This window comes from Bacillus massiliglaciei (assembly GCF_900098925.1).
GTDB lineage: Bacteria > Bacillota > Bacilli > Bacillales > DSM-1321 > Peribacillus > Peribacillus massiliglaciei.
In genome coordinates, this window is the sequence record NZ_LT622358.1 from 654,804 (window position 1) to 671,780 (window position 16,977).

The following is a 16,977-nucleotide window of genomic DNA, read 5'->3' on the forward strand; positions in this document are numbered from 1 at the left end:
AGTATAGGCTTCAAAAAGATTGGGCTCAATCGAGATGATTGAGCCTTCTTTTTGTGTAATCCCATCTACCCGATGAAGAAAGCAAAAGGAAGATTTGATGAATACGACTGTTTCATTTATTAAAGATTGGATAAAAGCCCTCCATATAGAGATCGGGCATTTGAAAAAATATGGAAGTACTAAATATTTGCTCACCGATGGGATTCTCGTCTCATCAGGGGAACAGTATCAATATTATTTCACGACAGCGGGATCTGTTATGATTCCTATTGGTTCTTCGGTTCGTTTAGAATATGGCAGAAAGAAATTTGAAGGAAGAATTCTTTCATCTGAGAAAAAAAGTATCATTATTGCTGCTGATTCTTATATTGGTGATGAAATATCTGATGTCTTTTTATTTTATGATCCATGGGAATTGCTCGAACAATTAAGCAGCCGTTTAGATGAAGCGGCTAGAAGCAAACAGAAGAGAATAAGAATTAAAAGGTTGATGGATCCATCAATGCCCTCGAATTATCAAGAAAAGAAAGACGAAACCTCATTGCAGGAGCTTTATTTGCGTTCAAAGAATAATCCTGTAACGTTTGTGTGGGGGCCTCCAGGCACGGGAAAAACCCATACTTTAGCGAGAACAGCTGCTAATCATTATTTAAAAGGCAAAACGGTGCTGATTCTTTCACACAGTAACCAGGCTGTCGATGTATTGATGGGAGAACTGACCGCATTCATTAAACGAAAACAAATGTTTAAAGAAGGAGAGTTTCTGCGTTACGGAACCCAGACAGGCAACACTTTAAAAAATCATTCGGAAATTTTGGTAGACAGTTTATTATCCAAAGAAGATACAGGATTAATAAGAGAGAAAGAATTGCTGGCTAACGAAAAATGGGCTTTGAAAGGCGATCTCGAAGACTCTTTTAGCAATAGAGATATGGAAAAATTGATTGAGATTGAGAAAAAAATTGCAAAATTGAACGAAAAGATAAGAGGAAGAGAACTCCAGTTTTTGAAAGAGGCTAAGCTGGTCGGGACTACTTTGGCAAAAGCAGCAAGTGATGCTGCTGTTTATGGAAGAGATTTTGACCTTGTCATTCTGGATGAAGCGAGCATGGCGTATATTCCGCAAGTAGCATTTGCGGCCATTATGGGCAAAAGAATCATCGTATGCGGCGATTTTAAACAGCTGCCGCCTATAGCCTCTTCCCGAGACTCTCTTGTTAAGCAATGGTTAAAAGAAGATATTTTTCATTCTGCCGGTGTGGCCCGCAATCCTGAAAGAGAAGAAAAGCATCCTCACTTAATGATCTTGAAAGAGCAAAGAAGGATGCATCCAGAAATTTCAGCTTTCACAAATCATTTTATCTATCAGGATCTGGTGGGGGACCATCCGTCAGTTAAGGAGAGCCGAAAAAATATTATTGCCCAGCATCCATTTCCTGAATGGGCTTCCATTTTAGTAGATACTCGTAATGCAGGGCAATATTGCATGACAGAAAACAGTACACTTTCCCGCCAAAACCTTTGGCACTTGCTGTTATCTTTTCAGCTTATACATGAAGCATATACAGGAGGAGCCCGGTCAATTGGTTACGTGACTCCATATCGTGCACAGGCAAACTTGATGGATGCCCTCCTCAATGATTTAAGCCCGGAGGAAAAAGAGGCAGGAAGTATTATGGCTGCAACAGTGCATCGATTCCAGGGAAGCGAAAGGGAAATAATGATCTTCGATTCTGTTGACAGTTTCCCGCAAATCAGGGCCGGTATGCTATTAACGGGGAAAGACAGTGAAAGATTAATCAATGTGGCAGTCACAAGGACGAAAGGGAAATTCATTCATGTCGCAGACGGGACGTTTATAAAAAAACATATTTACAAAAGTAAAACGCTTAGACAGCTTTTCGATTTTCAGGAAAGTTCTAAACATTATGCAGAAACGAAAGATATTGGGAGCTGGATTACCCATCAGCATCCGCGCCTTCGCTGGTTTCATGCCAGGAAGGAAGAGTACGTATTTGCGGATATAAGCAAAGCAGAGAAAGAAATCATCATCGGAATGCCTGAATTGGCTACATTGCCAAAGACATGGATGACAGCACTAGAAACTCGTAAGGCAGGAGTGACTGTTACGCTTGTTTCTGGTAAAAAGCCTGACGGCTGGGCAGGAGATCAGTTTTATCTGTCCAATATTTCTTTTCCTTTTCTGATTTTAGATAGGAAAGTATTATGGCTGGGGCAGCCATTGGCAGCAAATCAGTGGGCGAAACCGCCATATATCACGGCAAGGCTTCATTCTGAAACGATTTCAGAATACTTATTTATGCAACTTCAAAACAACAACCAAAAGCAGCCTTGATAAGGCTGCTTTTGTATTTTATAAATAACCTCGCTAGAATATATAAAATTTCCTTCATCCGCTAACACAGCAAAATCATAGAATAGATACAGTTAAGCTAAATAAGAGACAATGACGAACCTATTTAGGTAATATGGAAGTGTTGTATAGATCAATCCTTAAAAAACAATACTGTTTATAATAGCAAAACGAAATGGGGGATTAAATTGAAACTTAGTATTTTAGACCAAGCGCCCATTTCAAGCGGTCAGTCAGCAAGGGATGCTCTTATGAGTACCGTCCAGCTTGCAAAAGAGGCCGAGAAACTTGGTTACCAACGCTTCTGGATAACGGAGCATCACAGTCTGAATGGTCTGGCGAGCTCAGTTCCTGATGTATTATTAGGATATATTGGCGCTGTGACGAAAAAGATCAGAATAGGTTCCGGCGCTGTATTGCTGCCGCATTATAAACCTTACCATGTGGCTGAAGCCTATAACACTCTTGCCACACTGTTTCCAGGCAGGGTAGACATTGGGATTGGGAGGGCGCCAGGAGGATCAGCCGAAGCTACGCAAGCACTTTCTGACCATTACCTTCAGCAAGTTTATAAATTGCCAGAGTTGATTAAAGAGCTTTTGGGCTTTCTGCATGGAGACTTTCCGGAAAATCACATATTCAAAAATGTGAAAGCATCGCCAATTCCAGACATTTCTCCAGAAGTTTGGCTGCTTGGTACAAGTGATAAAAGTGCCCGGCTTGCGGCAAAGTTAGGACTGTCTTATGCCTTTGGCCATTTTATGAGTGAGAAGAATGGAAAGGACTGCATGGAGACCTTTTATCAAGGACATCAATCAGGATATAGGCAAAAATCAAAATCACTAGTAACGGTTACCGTACTTTGTGCGCCAACTGAAAGAGAAGCGCTTGAAATCTCCTCAAGTATCAAAGCTTGGCAGTTACAGACTTCAGAAGGAGCAGGGGAGACGATTCCGTCCATTACTGAAGCAAAGAATTATCTGTCTGAAAAAAATGCGGACCGAAATGAAAATAAAATGCTTATAGGATCGCCTAAACAGGTTAAAGAGGGATTAATGAAAATTCAGGAAGAATTTCGTACAGAGGAAATCATGCTGAACACAATTGCTCACCGGCCTGAAGATCGTTTACAGTCGTTTCGGCTGATTGCCGAAGAGATTTTATAATCCGAGCAGATTAAGTGCATTTTTTTTACTTTTTCACTATCATTTACATGAGAATTAAGACTTGGATAATCCAATTAAATTGAAATAGAAAGAAGTGGTATTATGGGAGTAAATTCAAATAAAAAGCTTTCAGATATAAAATTCTCCGTTCTTGATTTGGCATATATAATTGATGGAGGGGACGCTTCCCAAGCGTTTAAGAACACGCTCGATTTAGCCCAGCATGTTGAAAACTGGGGCTAACACCGTTTTTGGGTGGCAGAACATCACAGTATGCCGGGAATTGCCAGTTCTGCAACGTCTGTAGTAATAGGATATGTGGCAGCAGGAACTGAAAAAATCAGGGTAGGTTCCGGAGGAATTATGCTTCCCAACCACGCTCCATTAGTAATTGCGGAGCAGTTTGGGTCCCTTGATGCCATGTATCCCGGAAGAATTGATCTTGGCCTGGGACGGGCGCCGGGAAGTGACCAGTTCACTGCAATGGCTCTGCGGAGAGACCCAAGGAATAATGGGCAGGATTTCCCGGAACAGCTGCAGCTGCTGAGAAATTATTTTAATCCGGATTCGAAGCATAACAGTGTAAGGGCCATTCCTGGAGAAGGACAGGAGATACCGATTTGGCTGCTGGGTTCCAGCGGATTCAGCGCCGCGCTGTCTGCGGAATTAGGATTGCCATTTTCTTTTGCCAGTCATTTTTCTCCGGAAAACACAGATGCTGCTCTTGCCAGGTACCGCAATTATTTCAAGCCCTCTGAAATATTGGATAAGCCTCATGTAATGGTGGGAATTAATATTTTTGCGGCGGATACGACAGAAGAAGCCCGAAAAATTGCGACCTCTCATCAGCAGCAATTTTTGAATCTTATACGCAATACACCTGGAATGCTGGCGCCGCCTGTTAACAGTATGGAAGGAATTTGGACAGAATATGAAAAATCTCTTGTGATGAAGCAATTAAAATCTTCTATCATCGGCAATCCAGAAGAAGTGAAAGAACAGCTGCAGACGTTTATTGATCAAACAGATGCAGATGAAGTGATCATTAATTCTGCAATTTACGATCATAAATCAAGATTGCGTTCCTATGAAATTGTGTCGGAAATCACTGACATGAAATCATAATAGTGCAGCAAAAGCCGAATTTCTATTAGAAATTCGGCTTTTGTATACCTTCTTAGTTCTGCAGCGGCTTAGCTTCTTTTTCTTCTGAGTGAGATTACTAAGGATACTAATCCTGCAAGCAGAGCTGCGATGGAAAGATAAAGGGAAATAGGATTGGAAGCATTTTTTTCTTCTTTCACATTCACTTGATCTGAAGCAGTATCAGCTGAGGTGTTTTCATGTCCATGATGGGAGTTTCCAGAAGCCGGATTTACAGTTGTGACAGAAGCAGGTGTTTCAGCATCCGGTGCTCCTACCCATTCAACCACACTGCCATCCTTATACGTTTGATATGCTTTCCAAACAATTTCCTTTGCCTCATCGTCAACCTTTCCCTGCATGTTAAACTGGCCGAATTCAGTAGGGGATAAGCCTTCGTCTTCTGCTGTCCATGTAACGCTTGTAATCTTATCAGTCTCATCTTTTTTAACTTCGTACGTCCAGCCGGCCTTAGGCTCAAAACGTGTTATGTTGACTTCATAAGGAAATTTCACTTCAACCTTAGTTGTTGGCAATTTTTCATTTTCGGATGGAACCCTGACTGTGAATACTTCATATTTTCCTTGTTCGGTTTCTTGCGGCTGCACAGTTACGTGAGCGCTGGCTGCGCCAGCGAAAAGAGTTATTGCTCCGAACATTGTGACAGCGGCTGTTAGTAATTTTTTCATGATTGGAATCTCCCATCTGCTTTGTAATTTATTAATAGGCTTTTTTCCTAAAACGCAGTTTTCCCTGCTTCTATATAAAGAGCCTTTAGTAAACTGTAAAATCTGTTTGGTAAACTTGTTCATTATCTTCTGAATCTAATATTCGAACCTCAGCTGTCCAACTTCCGGGAAAAGGAAGGTATTTGCCGTCCATCATATATTTGACCTGAGCGGATTGCTTCACTTCAGAGAAAGGTACTTGAATTGGAGCAAGATCTGGCTGGTCATTATTAATGAGGAACAGTTCAATCCTTTTAATCTCAACATCCTCTTTTTGTGAATGAGCTGTGACCATGAAATGATTGTCACCCGGCTCTTTTGGTAAAATGGAAGCAGTGAATTCGATTGAATTGTCTTTCGTATTCCAGTGCAGCGGTTCATTTTGCGGGAGGGGATTTAAGTGTGTGAAAACCCCGACAATCGCTAAAATGATAATCATCAGACTGAAATCAATTTTTAACAATCTGCTTAAAGAACTTTCCTTCTTCTTTTGTATGGTAAATCGTAAAATGCTGCCAGTGATTATGACAAATAGAACAACGAGAGTTTTGATGAAGAGCATAATTCCCCATTGTGTATGGAATATATAGCTAATCCGCGGCAGTAAAATTAATGTATAAACAATACCAGTAACCGTTAATATAAGAATACTGATTAGTGCAGCTTGTGAAAAAATAGGGAGGAACCGCTTGGCATGTTCTCTTTGCTTTTTCCAGTATAAGACGATATAAAACAGTCCGCCTGCCCAAATAGCTGCTGCGAGTAAATGAATGATATCCAATAAAATAGTAAAGATGGCCGGCTCAACTGCCATTGCATGACCGTTGATGCTTGTCACGGCAAGAACAAGGAAGGCCCATAAGCAGTCTATCCATTTAAAGCGAAATAAAATCAAAAAGCCAAGACATAATAAAAGCATGGAAAGAAGCCAAGATATGCCGATTGCAGTGTCGGTTAAAACGGACCAGATATCATGGGGATTCCAGCTGTTTAGCAATTCTGTGAATTGTAATATCCCCATACAAGCAGTTATGATCAATAAGCAAATTTGCATATAGCGGGATTTCCGTCGAAAGTCAATTTCCAATTCTCCCTGGACTGCCTTGTTTACACTTCCCCATATCATCCATCCAGATGTCAAAAGAAGACACATAAAATACAGAATTCTTACAGCATTATTGACTATATTAAAGAATGCGGAATGGGTATCTTTCTGGGATAAATGAAGTAAGCTCTCATGATTTCCCGCAGCTCCTTCTCCAATAGAAAAAACATAGGAACCTTTAACTGGATGACCATCGGCAGACAGGATACTGTAGGTTACGGCATAATTTCCTTCTGGAAGAGATGGAAGAGTTTGCTTTATGTATTTTTGGTCTTTGCTCATGATTGTTTTGTTCTGGCTTACGATGTCTCCATCTTCGTTTAAGACCTTAATCGAGTATAGTTCTTTTTCCAGTCTTTCATTAAAATAAAGAACAACCTCCTCAGGTGAAGCTTCCAATTGTGAATCAGAAGCAGGCGCTGCCTTTTCAAGTATTGCGTGTGCAAATGTTTCTTGAGGAACTGTCAGAATGAAAAAAAAGAGAGATATTATGAAAATAGCTAGCAGTTTTTTTCTATTCATGTTGACAGCAGCCTTTCTTTATTCTGGTTTGTCCTGTTATTTTTTCTAATGCTTCAGTATAGGTTACCGTACTTCCCCCAAAACCTCTGACAAACCCTTCCGCATGTTCCTTTTGATTGAAAGGAAGAAGCTGCGGCTGACAGCAGTTAAGGTCAACGGCTGTATCCATGACAAACCAAGCGTTCATAGCGCTCATGGCTGTGTTTGTGAAAAAATCACAGCATAATATTTCGAGGACCTCATCGCCCAGCATTTGACTGCGTATTAAACCGCAATGGGTACAGCAAGCTGTTTCTACTCTATTGTTGCTTAAGATCAGTCTGCAATATAATCGTTGATTGATGCTTCTGTGACAGACAACACATTCATTTATGGAACCTTTCATTTCTTGATTAGAAAGACTGATTCCCCCAAATGATTTTTCTATAAAACCGGATTCCACCAAAGGTTTTATATTCCTGTGTATTGTCATTTCCGACACCTTAAATATTTCACTTAACTCAGAAATCCTTAAAGTCTTTCTTTCCAAAATGAGTTTCTTGATTTGCTTTTGTCTTTCGCTTGCTAACACTTTATCACCGGCCTGTCTTAATTTCTAATGAAATCAAACAAATTCTAACGATTTAAAACAAAATCTAACACTACAAGTATAAAGCGCTGAATTTCTCACTGCAATAATGAAACATTAATTTCTGTGTCTGAAATATGAACAATTTCCCTTCTAGAGAAAAGAAGAGGGAAGAAAAACTTATCCTTATTTTACTCCGCATTCTCGATATAGTTGTTGAATCAGGTCTTCAGCCTTCATCTGCAAAAAATGAATGTTTTTTTGCTGCAGGACTTTAATTCTTTGAGCCGGTAATTGCGGACTGACGAGGTAGGATTGCTTCAGAACTTTTCCGAGTTTGCTATTCATCTTCTTCAATAAAAATTGAATATTAAGATCAGAAAAACTATAGCCAACAAATAAAATGGATTTTTTCATAACAATTTTCTCTAACTCTTTCCAGACGGGTTCGTACACCTTAGAAAGAAAGGTTTGGTAGTCTGATTTGGTGATTATTATGCTCTCAGGGAAGCGGATATCGCCATGTATTTTAAATAATTTAACCCGTTTGGTTTCTTGATCAATAAAGTCATGTCCGATAAGCGAAAGTATTTGATCCCCATAGGCTTTTTCAAATAATAAATCATAATTTGTACTGATAATGGTTCGGATTTGAGGAATTTTAGTTAATAGTTGATGATATTTCAGTGAACAGGGAGGCTTATTAATCATGCTGGAGAGGATATGCAAAAGAACATCCCGAGAGTTCATTTGAATAAATTTATCACAAAAATCAGGCAGCTGTGTAATTGTCTTCATCTCATTTTGTACTTCCGGACTGCATTCTTGCAGAAGTGCTTTTTTTATTGCATGGACTTCCGGCATTCCTGAATATAAGGAAAATCCTGATCCGGCCCATAGAACAAGTTCGTCTCTTTTTAATTGTTCCAGCAGCATCTTCATTGACATCGGTGTGACCTCCATTCATGATTGACTGCATGTTTTGCTTAAGACAGGTACCACAGATGTAAATACTTTTCCCAAAATGCAAAATAAAAAACGCATGACTGTCCTGTTAAAAAAGATTAAGATAAGGAAAAAGAAAAATCGGGAAGAAGCCAGTAAGTTAATGATAATAAAATTATGTTAACAAAAGGAGAGAACTGCTATCCATTCACATATCACCTTAGTATTCGATTTCCTTGATTCAGAAGGGAAGATGAAACAGAATGTATTTACAAATCCGCTGAAAATTATTCAAGCTTTTGAAATAAAGGATGTTTTGCCTGCCTTCCGAGAAGTTCAGGAAGAAATAAACAAAGGATTTTATGCAGCGGGTTTTATAGCATATGAGGCGTCTCCGGCTTTTAATTCATCATTAAAAGTTAAGGAAGGATATACCGGACCGCTATTATGGTTTGCCGTTTTCCATTCTCGTTCTGCAACCATTTGTTCAGCAGAGGACAGACCTTACCGAATAGGGGATTGGCTGCCGGATACGAAAGCAAATGAATACAAACAAGCTTTTGAAATGATCAAAGATGAAATTAAATTAGGAAATACATATCAAGTAAATTATACGTTCAGACTCAGATCAGAATTTTCAGGTGATGCTTTTGCTTTTTATAAACAATTAAAGCGATCCCAGCAAGCTGGTTATTCAGCTTATCTTGACATAGGAAAAATGAAGATTCTGTCTGCTTCACCGGAGCTTTTCTTTCGTTTAAAAGGGGACAAACTTATTACAAAACCTATGAAAGGAACCGTAAAAAGAGGAAAAACCGTTAAAGAAGACGAAAACTTTAACAAATGGCTGCAGCAATCTGCAAAAAATCAGGCTGAAAACGTGATGATTGTCGACTTGCTTCGAAATGATTTGAATTTAGCAGCCCAAAATGGATCGATTGCAGTAGATCAATTATTCGAGATTGAAAAATATCCAACTGTATGGCAAATGACCTCGACCATTCAGGCAAAAGTTGGCAACGGCACAAGTCTGATTGATATTTTCAAGGCTCTGTTCCCATGCGGCTCCATTACGGGCGCTCCCAAGATCAGCACATCTGAAATTATATCCCGTACCGAAAGGTCGCCAAGGGGCGTTTACTGCGGAGCGATTGGTTTTATAACACCAGATAATGAAGCAATATTTAATGTTCCAATCAGGACAGTCACAATAGATACGGCTGCAGGAGAAATGGAATACGGTACTGGCGGGGGTGTGACATGGGATTCCGAGCTGAAAGGTGAATATGATGAGGCCTTCTTAAAAGCGAAACTGCTCGGAGAATCGCATCCGGATTTTCAGCTGCTTGAATCCTTTAAACTGGAAAATGGCAAATACGAATGGTTTGAACATCATTTAATCAGGCTGCAAGAATCGGCTGATTACTTTGATTTTCCATATGATGGCCAAGAAATAAAAACAGCTCTAAAAGAATATGCAGATCATTATGGAAAAGGCATAGCGAAAGTCCGGCTTACTTTAGCACGCTGCGGATCTCTCACTATCTCTGATAGCCCGTTACTATTGGACGGCCGAAAGTATACGATTAAGTTAGCAGAAGAAGCTATTGATCAGGAAAATCCTTTTCTCTACCATAAAACAACCAATCGGAAAGTATATGAACAACTTAGAAAGGCTCATCCAGGATATGATGAAGTCTTGCTTTGGAACCAGCATGAAGAGCTTACGGAATTCACAAATGGAAATTTAGTAGTTAAGCTGAATGGTAAACTTTATACGCCCCCTGTTGAATCCGGCCTGCTTGCCGGGACATTTAGAAAAGAACTTCTAATAACCAAATCAATTGAGGAACGAAAAATATTGAAATCTGACTTACCATATATAGAGAAAATATGGTTTATTAACAGTGTGAGAGGCTGGGTAGAAGGGCAATTATGCGAATAAGGGAGCTGTTGTGATGAAGCAGGAAATCTCTGAACAAATTAGTGATTTGGTGAAGGATTCAATGCCTTTTGCGGAACTGGTTCGGATGGAAGAAACTTTTTGGCGCAATCCCAGTTATGAACCGAACTTAAGGGAAACTTCCGAAAAAGTCAAAGAAGCAGAAGCAAGATGGCGGAGATTTGTCCCTTATTTGAAAAAAGTGTATCCGGAAACAAAAGAAAGGGACGGCCGGATTGATTCTCCATTAATGGATATCCCTAAATATAAAAAATTTCTTCAAGGCGAACGAATGGAAGAAATGGGCTCTCTTTTTTTGAAATGTGACCACTTGCTTGCCATTTCCGGATCTATAAAGGCGAGGGGCGGAATCTATGAGGTTCTGAAACATGCAGAGTCTCTAGCTTTAAAAAATGGCCTCATCTCTGAAAATGACGATTATTCTATTTTCGCAAGTGATGAATCGAAATCATTTTTCTCTCAGTATTCAATAGCTGTCGGATCAACCGGAAATCTTGGCCTTAGTATTGGAATGATCGGGAAAGAATTAGGTTTTGATGTGACGGTCCATATGTCAAAAGAAGCTATGGAGTGGAAGAAAGAAAAACTCCGGTCTATTGGTGCCAATGTTAAGGAATATGAACAGGATTACGGTATAGCAGTTGAATCCGGGAGAAGCCAGGCTCTTTTAGATCCCATGTGTCATTTTATAGACGATGAGCAATCATTTGATTTATTTTACGGCTATGCTGCAGCTGCTGGCTATCTGAAAGAGCAGCTGCAGCAGAAAGGTATAATAGTGGATGAAGAACATCCTTTGTTTGTTTATTTGCCATGCGGGGTAGGCGGTGGACCGGGCGGTATCACCTTTGGACTTAAGCTGTTGTTTGGCAAGAATGTACATTGCTTTTTTGCTGAACCGACCCATTCACCGTGTATGCTGCTTGGCTTAATGACAGGCTTGAAAGAAAAAATTTCCGTTCAGGATATCGGTTTAGATAATAAAACAATGGCTGACGGTTTGGCGGTTGGCAGGCCTTCAAAGCTTGTATCAGAATATATGGAAAGACACCTGAGCGGCTGTTATACAATAAAAGACGAAAGACTTTTCAAATTGCTGCAGGCGCTTTTTTATTACGAGAATCATAAAGTTGAGCCATCCAGTGCAGCTGCTGCCTTTGGACCGGCTGTTTTACTGAACAGCGAGGAGGGGCAGAAGTATCTGGAAGAAAATCAGCTAAGCACAAAACTTAATAATGCTGCCCATATTATTTGGTCCACAGGCGGAAGCATGGTGCCTGATTCGATTATGAATGAATATTTAATCAAATAATGGATAAAGAATACTGGCTGCAGATTTCCCGGCTATTTGTCTGCAGCTCTATTGCTGACGGTTTCTATCTCCCATGCTTTCAATAACAATAAAAGCCCCTCTTTTAGTTCCTTTTCAGGAATTCCGGCTACTCCTAATACGATTTGAGGTGAATGATTTCTGTTTTTCTCAATGGTATAGACAGAAATCGGATAAACCTTTATACGGGAAGCGGCAGCCTTATTCACCAGTTCTTCTTCCTTCATGCCATTCAGCAGATTGAGGACGATATGAAGGCCGGACTGTCCTCCAATCACCCCAATTTTATCTTTATAAGGTTTCAATACATCCATTACTAGGTCCATTTTTCTTCTGTACACTTTTTTCATTCTGTTTAAGTGTTTTTCAAAGTCTCCCTGTCTCATAAAATTCGTTAAAGCGACTTGATCGATGCGAGAAACCGTAGAATGATAGAAAGAAAGTTTCTCCTGATAAGACTGCATTAAAGGCTGAGGAAGAATCATATAGCTAATCCGAATAGATGGCATCAGTGACTTTGAGAATGAACCTAAATAAATAACTTTTCCCCCGTGATCCATGCTTTGTAAGGAAGGAATGGTTTTTCCGCTGTAACGAAATTCACTGTCATAATCATCTTCAATGATATATCTATTTTCTGCTGAATAAGCCCAATTCAGCAATTTTTGTCTGCGATTGACTGAAAGAACTGTCCCATAAGGAAAATGGTGTGAAGGAGTTACATAAACGACATCGATACTTTTTCCCTGAATCTCTTCCACATCCACCCCTTCTTCGTCAACTTCAAGCGGGTGGACGATATTCCGATAACTTTTCAAGATTCGCAGCATTAGATGGTAGCCGGGATCTTCCACTCCATAAGCAATAGCTTCACTAAACAGTAACACCAGCTGCTGAAGAAGTATTTCAATTCCAGCGCCGATGATGATCTGGTCTGGCTGACAATGAACGCCGCGTGAGTGATAAAGATAATGAGCGATCTCCTGACGCAGTTCCAATTCTCCCTGATTGCTGCCAAGTAACAAAAGGGAGGACTGTTCCTTGTTAATCGCATTTTTTACATGCTTTCTCCATTTTTCAAAAGGGAAGCTTTCAGAATCTATATGACCTGGATGGAACTGGAAGAGAAATTCTTCCTGGTCGGTTTCGATGGAGCCTGCGTTAACCTTTTCTGAAGGAGAGTATTCCAAATCTTCTTGTTCAAGTACATAATAGCCTTTTCGCGGCAGGACATCGATGTAGCCTTCTGCGCATAACTGGGCATAAGCTGTCTCTACTGTATTCATGCTAATATCCAAAAACTCCGCAAGCTTTCTTTTGGAGGGAAGTTTTGCTCCGGTCTCAAGTTTTGCTTCCTGTATTTCTTTTTTTATATGTATATATAGCTGCTCATATAAGGGAATAGCAGCTGAACGATCCAGATGGCAAGCAAGCATATCCAATTTTAGTTCATCCTTTCAACTGACCTCATTATATTTTTAAAAACTGGCACTTTTAAACCAGTCACTTAATTTATATTATTGAATAAATCAAAAAATTGCAAATGGAGGGGTAAGGAAATGAGTAAATTATTAGGAACTGAAACAGTCAAAAGAGGTATGGCTCAAATGCAAAAAGGCGGCGTTATTATGGATGTCATCAATGCAGAACAAGCAAGGATAGCAGAGGCATCCGGTGCTGTTGCTGTCATGGCGTTGGAAAGGGTGCCGTCTGATATCAGAGCAGCTGGCGGAGTAGCCAGAATGGCTGATCCCAGAATTGTAGAAGAGGTAATGAATGCCGTAACAATACCAGTAATGGCAAAGGCCAGGATTGGGCATATTGTTGAAGCAAGAGTGCTTGAAGCCATGGGTGTAGATTATTTAGACGAAAGTGAAGTGCTGACTCCTGCTGATGAAGAATTTCATCTTTTAAAAAGTGAATTTACAGTCCCATTCGTATGCGGCTGCAGAGATTTAGGAGAAGCGGCACGGAGAATTGGAGAAGGTGCATCAATGCTTCGTACAAAAGGGGAGCCTGGAACTGGCAATGTTGTTGAAGCTGTTCGCCACATGCGCAAAGTCCAGTCTCAAATCCGCAAAGTCTCTGTTATGAGTGATGATGAATTAATGACTGAAGCAAAGAATCTTGGCGCTCCTTATGAAATCTTAAAAGAGATTAAAAGAGAAGGAAAATTGCCTGTTGTTAATTTTGCTGCTGGAGGCATCGCGACACCGGCAGACGCTGCGCTCATGATGGAATTAGGAGCAGACGGAGTATTCGTAGGTTCAGGTATTTTCAAATCAGATAATCCTGAAAAATTTGCATCTGCCATTGTTCAGGCCACAACATATTACACAGATTATGATTTAATCGGACGTTTGTCCAAGGAGCTGGGATCTGCGATGAAAGGAATCGATATTGCTAAAATTGATGCCTCAGAACGCATGCAGGAAAGAGGCTGGTAAACATGCTGAAAATCGGAGTTTTAAGTCTTCAAGGTGCTGTAACAGAGCATATGAAACAAATTAAGAAGCTGGGGGCATCTCCTATTGAAATCAAGCATGCCGAACAGCTCAATGAAATCGATGGTTTAATTTTGCCTGGCGGGGAAAGTACGACAGTTCGTAAATTAATGGACAGATATGGATTTATGGAACCAATCAGAAAGTTTGCGGATTCCGAAAAACCGATTTTTGGCACATGTGCCGGCATGGTGCTGCTTGCCAAAAATTTATCGGACAGTGAAGAGGGACATTTAAGCCTGATTGATATTACAGTAAAAAGGAATGCATTCGGAAGACAGAAGGAAAGCTTTGAAACTATGCTGAGTCTGAAAGGTATTAAAGAAAGCGTTCCTGCTGTTTTTATCAGGGCTCCTCTTGTTGAACATGCTTCTGATGAGGTAGAAATTCTGGCAGAATACGAGGGACAGATTGTAGCAGCAAAACAAGGAAATATCTTGGTAACCTCCTTTCATCCTGAGCTGACAGAAGATTATAAATTGCTGTCATTTTTCCTCGATATGATAAAAGAAAAAGAACTTTTTAAGGTAAAGTAATAAAAAACAGACATTTTTTAAGAAATCGATATTACTCAAAGTACTGTACCCGAATCGTTGACTGCAAATCAAATGATTGGGTGCAGTTTTTTTATGGAAACTAAGAGCCCCGGCAGCAGAAAACGGAAGAAAGGCAGAAGGGAATTCACGTAATAAGCGGTTTGAAGGCGCCATTGACCTGAAGTCAGATTTAAAGATAAGATGAACATATGAATTCAGTGAAGAACAGACAATAGAATGTATAAATTAGAACTGAATTAGATTGATTTTATCTAAAATATATATAAATTGTTAAGATATCAAACAATCAGTTAATACTTTATTTTTATAGAGTTACCGTGAATTCCCAAGTTTATCGCTGCCGTGTTCTTCCTAATACTAAATTCTATTGTTCCAGGCGGTTTATTCTAGTTTGAATACAAGGAGTGTAAAGAAATGAGCCAGTTTGTTATTTTATCCGGAAGTCCTTCCAAGCAATCAAGAATCGATCTTTTATTAAAACATTTTTCGTCCCTTTTAAAAAATGACGGACATTCTGTTATTTTTTATTCGGTGAATGATTTTTCTTCAGAGGATCTTTTTGGAGCAAAGTGGGACAGTGAGCATGTCATTCGTTTAGCTAAAGACTTTGCAGAATCGGATGGTGTCATAATTGGATCACCTGTATACAAAGCTTCCTATACAGGCGTTTTAAAGGCTCTTATGGATTTGCTGCCTGAAGGCGCACTGAAAAACAAGACAGTTCTCCCTGTTATGGTCGGCGGTACGCACCGACACTTATTAGCTATTGATTATTCTTTTAAACCTTTGATTGCTATTTTAAAAGGACAGCCGCTGCAGGGATTATATTTTGTTGACCAGGAAATTAACAGAGAGCTTCCGGAGAATCCTGTTACAGACCAGGCATTAATAGAAAGAATACAAGGTCAGATTAATGAATTGACTGAATCAGCAGAAATAAAGTAATCCTCATAGATATAATCTCACTTTAATAACCGCCAATGCTTATAAAACATATTGACATTGTCGGGATTTATGATAACATTTTAAATAATTGAACTTATCAAGAGTGACTGAGGGAATTGGCCCCACGATGTCCGGCAACCTGCCATTTTATGCAAGGTGCTACGTCCAACAAAATGTACTTCATTTTGGAAGATAAGGTAGAACTGATACCTCTAAAAATCTTTCCAAATTGGAAAGATTTTTATTTTTACATCAACATATCTGTAACAAAAACAGCTCCTGCTTAGTATGCTTCTAAAAAGAGTTCACTGAAAATTCATAGAAGCGGAAAGATCCTAAGTTAGAAGCCATCATAAGGCTTAGTCATAAGAGGGGGATTTAGATGACTGACTTAATTACTTTTGAGAATTTTGAGAAAAGCAAGCTGCCTGCTTTTCCGGAAGAGAGTGAAACAAAAGGGGCATTAGAAGTTCTTGAATGGGCAAACGCGCACTATCAAGATGAACTTGTCTATGCATGCAGCTTCGGAATAGAAGGGATTGTTCTGACGGATTTATTGGCAAAAGTAAATCCGCATGCAAAAATCGTATTTCTGGATACGGGTCTTCATTTTGAAGAAACCTACCAGCTCATTGAGAAAATTAAACAGAGATATCCAGGCCTGAATATTGAAATGAAAAAACCTGACATGTCATTAGAAGAGCAGGCTGCAGTGCATGGTGAGGAATTATGGGCTAAGGATCCCAATCTTTGCTGCTCAATCAGAAAGGTTACTCCGTTAAATGAGTCTCTGTCCGGAGCGACTGCCTGGCTATCCGGTTTGCGAAGAGAACAATCTGAAACAAGAGCATTAACAAATTACATCAATTTAGATGCAAAATTCAAATCTATCAAAATCTGCCCATTGATCCATTGGACATGGAAAGATGTGTGGAGATATGCACATAAGCAACAGCTGGATTACAATGTGCTGCATGACAACGGCTATCCAAGCATTGGGTGCCGGCCATGTACAGCTCAGGCCATTAACCCGGATGATCTTCGTTCAGGCAGATGGAAAGGTGCGCAGAAGACAGAATGCGGACTGCACTTATCTTAATTTACTTGTCATATGAGGAGGAAATGTA

Annotated in this window: 13 protein-coding genes, 1 pseudogene and 1 riboswitch; of the genes and pseudogenes, 9 read left to right on the top strand and 5 right to left on the bottom strand. The window is 39.8% G+C overall.

The annotated features are described in order from the left end of the window. Positions 1 to 97: 97 nt before the first annotated feature. The 3 genes and pseudogenes from BQ4305_RS11635 to BQ4305_RS11645 all read left to right on the top strand — a co-directional run bounded on the left by BQ4305_RS11635 (position 98) and on the right by BQ4305_RS11645 (position 4,665). On the top strand, positions 98 to 2,356 hold the full coding sequence (locus tag BQ4305_RS11635) for an AAA domain-containing protein (protein ID WP_110927935.1): 2,259 nt from the start codon (positions 98 to 100) through the stop codon (positions 2,354 to 2,356). Positions 2,357 to 2,562: 206 nt separating this feature from the next. Then, on the top strand, positions 2,563 to 3,540 hold the full coding sequence (locus BQ4305_RS11640) for an LLM class flavin-dependent oxidoreductase (protein ID WP_110927936.1): 978 nt from the start codon (positions 2,563 to 2,565) through the stop codon (positions 3,538 to 3,540). A gap of 102 nt (positions 3,541 to 3,642) precedes the next feature. Continuing rightward, positions 3,643 to 4,665, top strand: a pseudogene (locus BQ4305_RS11645) (LLM class flavin-dependent oxidoreductase). A 68-nt stretch (positions 4,666 to 4,733) separates the two neighbouring features. Here the strand turns inward: BQ4305_RS11645 and BQ4305_RS11650 are convergent. The 4 genes from BQ4305_RS11650 to BQ4305_RS11665 all read right to left on the bottom strand — a co-directional run bounded on the left by BQ4305_RS11650 (position 4,734) and on the right by BQ4305_RS11665 (position 8,554). Continuing rightward, positions 4,734 to 5,372: a YcnI family copper-binding membrane protein gene (locus BQ4305_RS11650; protein ID WP_110927937.1), complete on the bottom strand. Its 639-nt coding sequence runs from the start codon at positions 5,370 to 5,372 to the stop codon at positions 4,734 to 4,736. An 85-nt stretch (positions 5,373 to 5,457) separates the two neighbouring features. Further along, on the bottom strand, positions 5,458 to 7,038 hold the full coding sequence (locus BQ4305_RS11655; RefSeq protein ID WP_110927938.1) for a copper resistance CopC/CopD family protein: 1,581 nt from the start codon (positions 7,036 to 7,038) through the stop codon (positions 5,458 to 5,460). Continuing rightward, positions 7,031 to 7,609 carry a DeoR family transcriptional regulator gene (locus tag BQ4305_RS11660; protein ID WP_110927939.1) on the bottom strand — a complete coding sequence of 193 codons (579 nt, stop codon included), beginning with the start codon at positions 7,607 to 7,609 and terminating at the stop codon, positions 7,031 to 7,033. The genes BQ4305_RS11655 and BQ4305_RS11660 overlap by 8 nt, the downstream gene beginning before the upstream one ends. Before the next feature lie 183 nt (positions 7,610 to 7,792). Further along, entirely contained in the window at positions 7,793 to 8,554 is a 762-nt protein-coding gene (locus BQ4305_RS11665) for an SIR2 family NAD-dependent protein deacylase (RefSeq protein ID WP_199880658.1), read from the bottom strand. A gap of 250 nt (positions 8,555 to 8,804) precedes the next feature. On the opposite strand from BQ4305_RS11665, the gene pabB reads away from it, so the two are divergent. Together pabB and BQ4305_RS11675 are read left to right on the top strand one after the other, a co-directional pair. Beyond that, positions 8,805 to 10,496, top strand: a complete 1,692-nt coding sequence (pabB, locus tag BQ4305_RS11670) for an aminodeoxychorismate synthase component I (protein ID WP_110927941.1) — start codon at positions 8,805 to 8,807, stop codon at positions 10,494 to 10,496. A 13-nt stretch (positions 10,497 to 10,509) separates the two neighbouring features. Then, complete coding sequence (locus tag BQ4305_RS11675; RefSeq protein WP_110927942.1) at positions 10,510 to 11,826, top strand: D-serine ammonia-lyase; 1,317 nt, start codon at positions 10,510 to 10,512, stop codon at positions 11,824 to 11,826. A gap of 32 nt (positions 11,827 to 11,858) precedes the next feature. On the opposite strand, the gene pdxR is transcribed toward BQ4305_RS11675, so the two are convergent. Continuing rightward, entirely contained in the window at positions 11,859 to 13,286 is a 1,428-nt protein-coding gene (gene pdxR / locus BQ4305_RS11680) for a MocR-like pyridoxine biosynthesis transcription factor PdxR (RefSeq protein ID WP_110927943.1), read from the bottom strand. Between the two features lie 117 nt (positions 13,287 to 13,403). Between pdxR and pdxS the strand changes: the two genes are divergently transcribed. From pdxS to BQ4305_RS11700, 4 genes are all read left to right on the top strand, one after another. Beyond that, positions 13,404 to 14,291 carry a pyridoxal 5'-phosphate synthase lyase subunit PdxS gene (gene pdxS, locus BQ4305_RS11685; RefSeq protein ID WP_110927944.1) on the top strand — a complete coding sequence of 296 codons (888 nt, stop codon included), beginning with the start codon at positions 13,404 to 13,406 and terminating at the stop codon, positions 14,289 to 14,291. Positions 14,292 to 14,293: 2 nt separating this feature from the next. After that, on the top strand, positions 14,294 to 14,884 hold the full coding sequence (pdxT, locus tag BQ4305_RS11690) for a pyridoxal 5'-phosphate synthase glutaminase subunit PdxT (RefSeq protein WP_110927945.1): 591 nt from the start codon (positions 14,294 to 14,296) through the stop codon (positions 14,882 to 14,884). 435 nt (positions 14,885 to 15,319) lie between these two features. After that, positions 15,320 to 15,850 (top strand): NADPH-dependent FMN reductase, encoded by a 531-nt coding sequence (ssuE, locus tag BQ4305_RS11695; protein ID WP_110927946.1) that lies wholly within the window; start codon positions 15,320 to 15,322, stop codon positions 15,848 to 15,850. A 91-nt stretch (positions 15,851 to 15,941) separates the two neighbouring features. Next, positions 15,942 to 16,049: riboswitch (SAM riboswitch) on the top strand. 183 nt (positions 16,050 to 16,232) lie between these two features. After that, positions 16,233 to 16,949: a phosphoadenylyl-sulfate reductase gene (locus tag BQ4305_RS11700; protein ID WP_110927947.1), complete on the top strand. Its 717-nt coding sequence runs from the start codon at positions 16,233 to 16,235 to the stop codon at positions 16,947 to 16,949. The last annotated feature ends 28 nt before the right edge of the window (positions 16,950 to 16,977 follow it).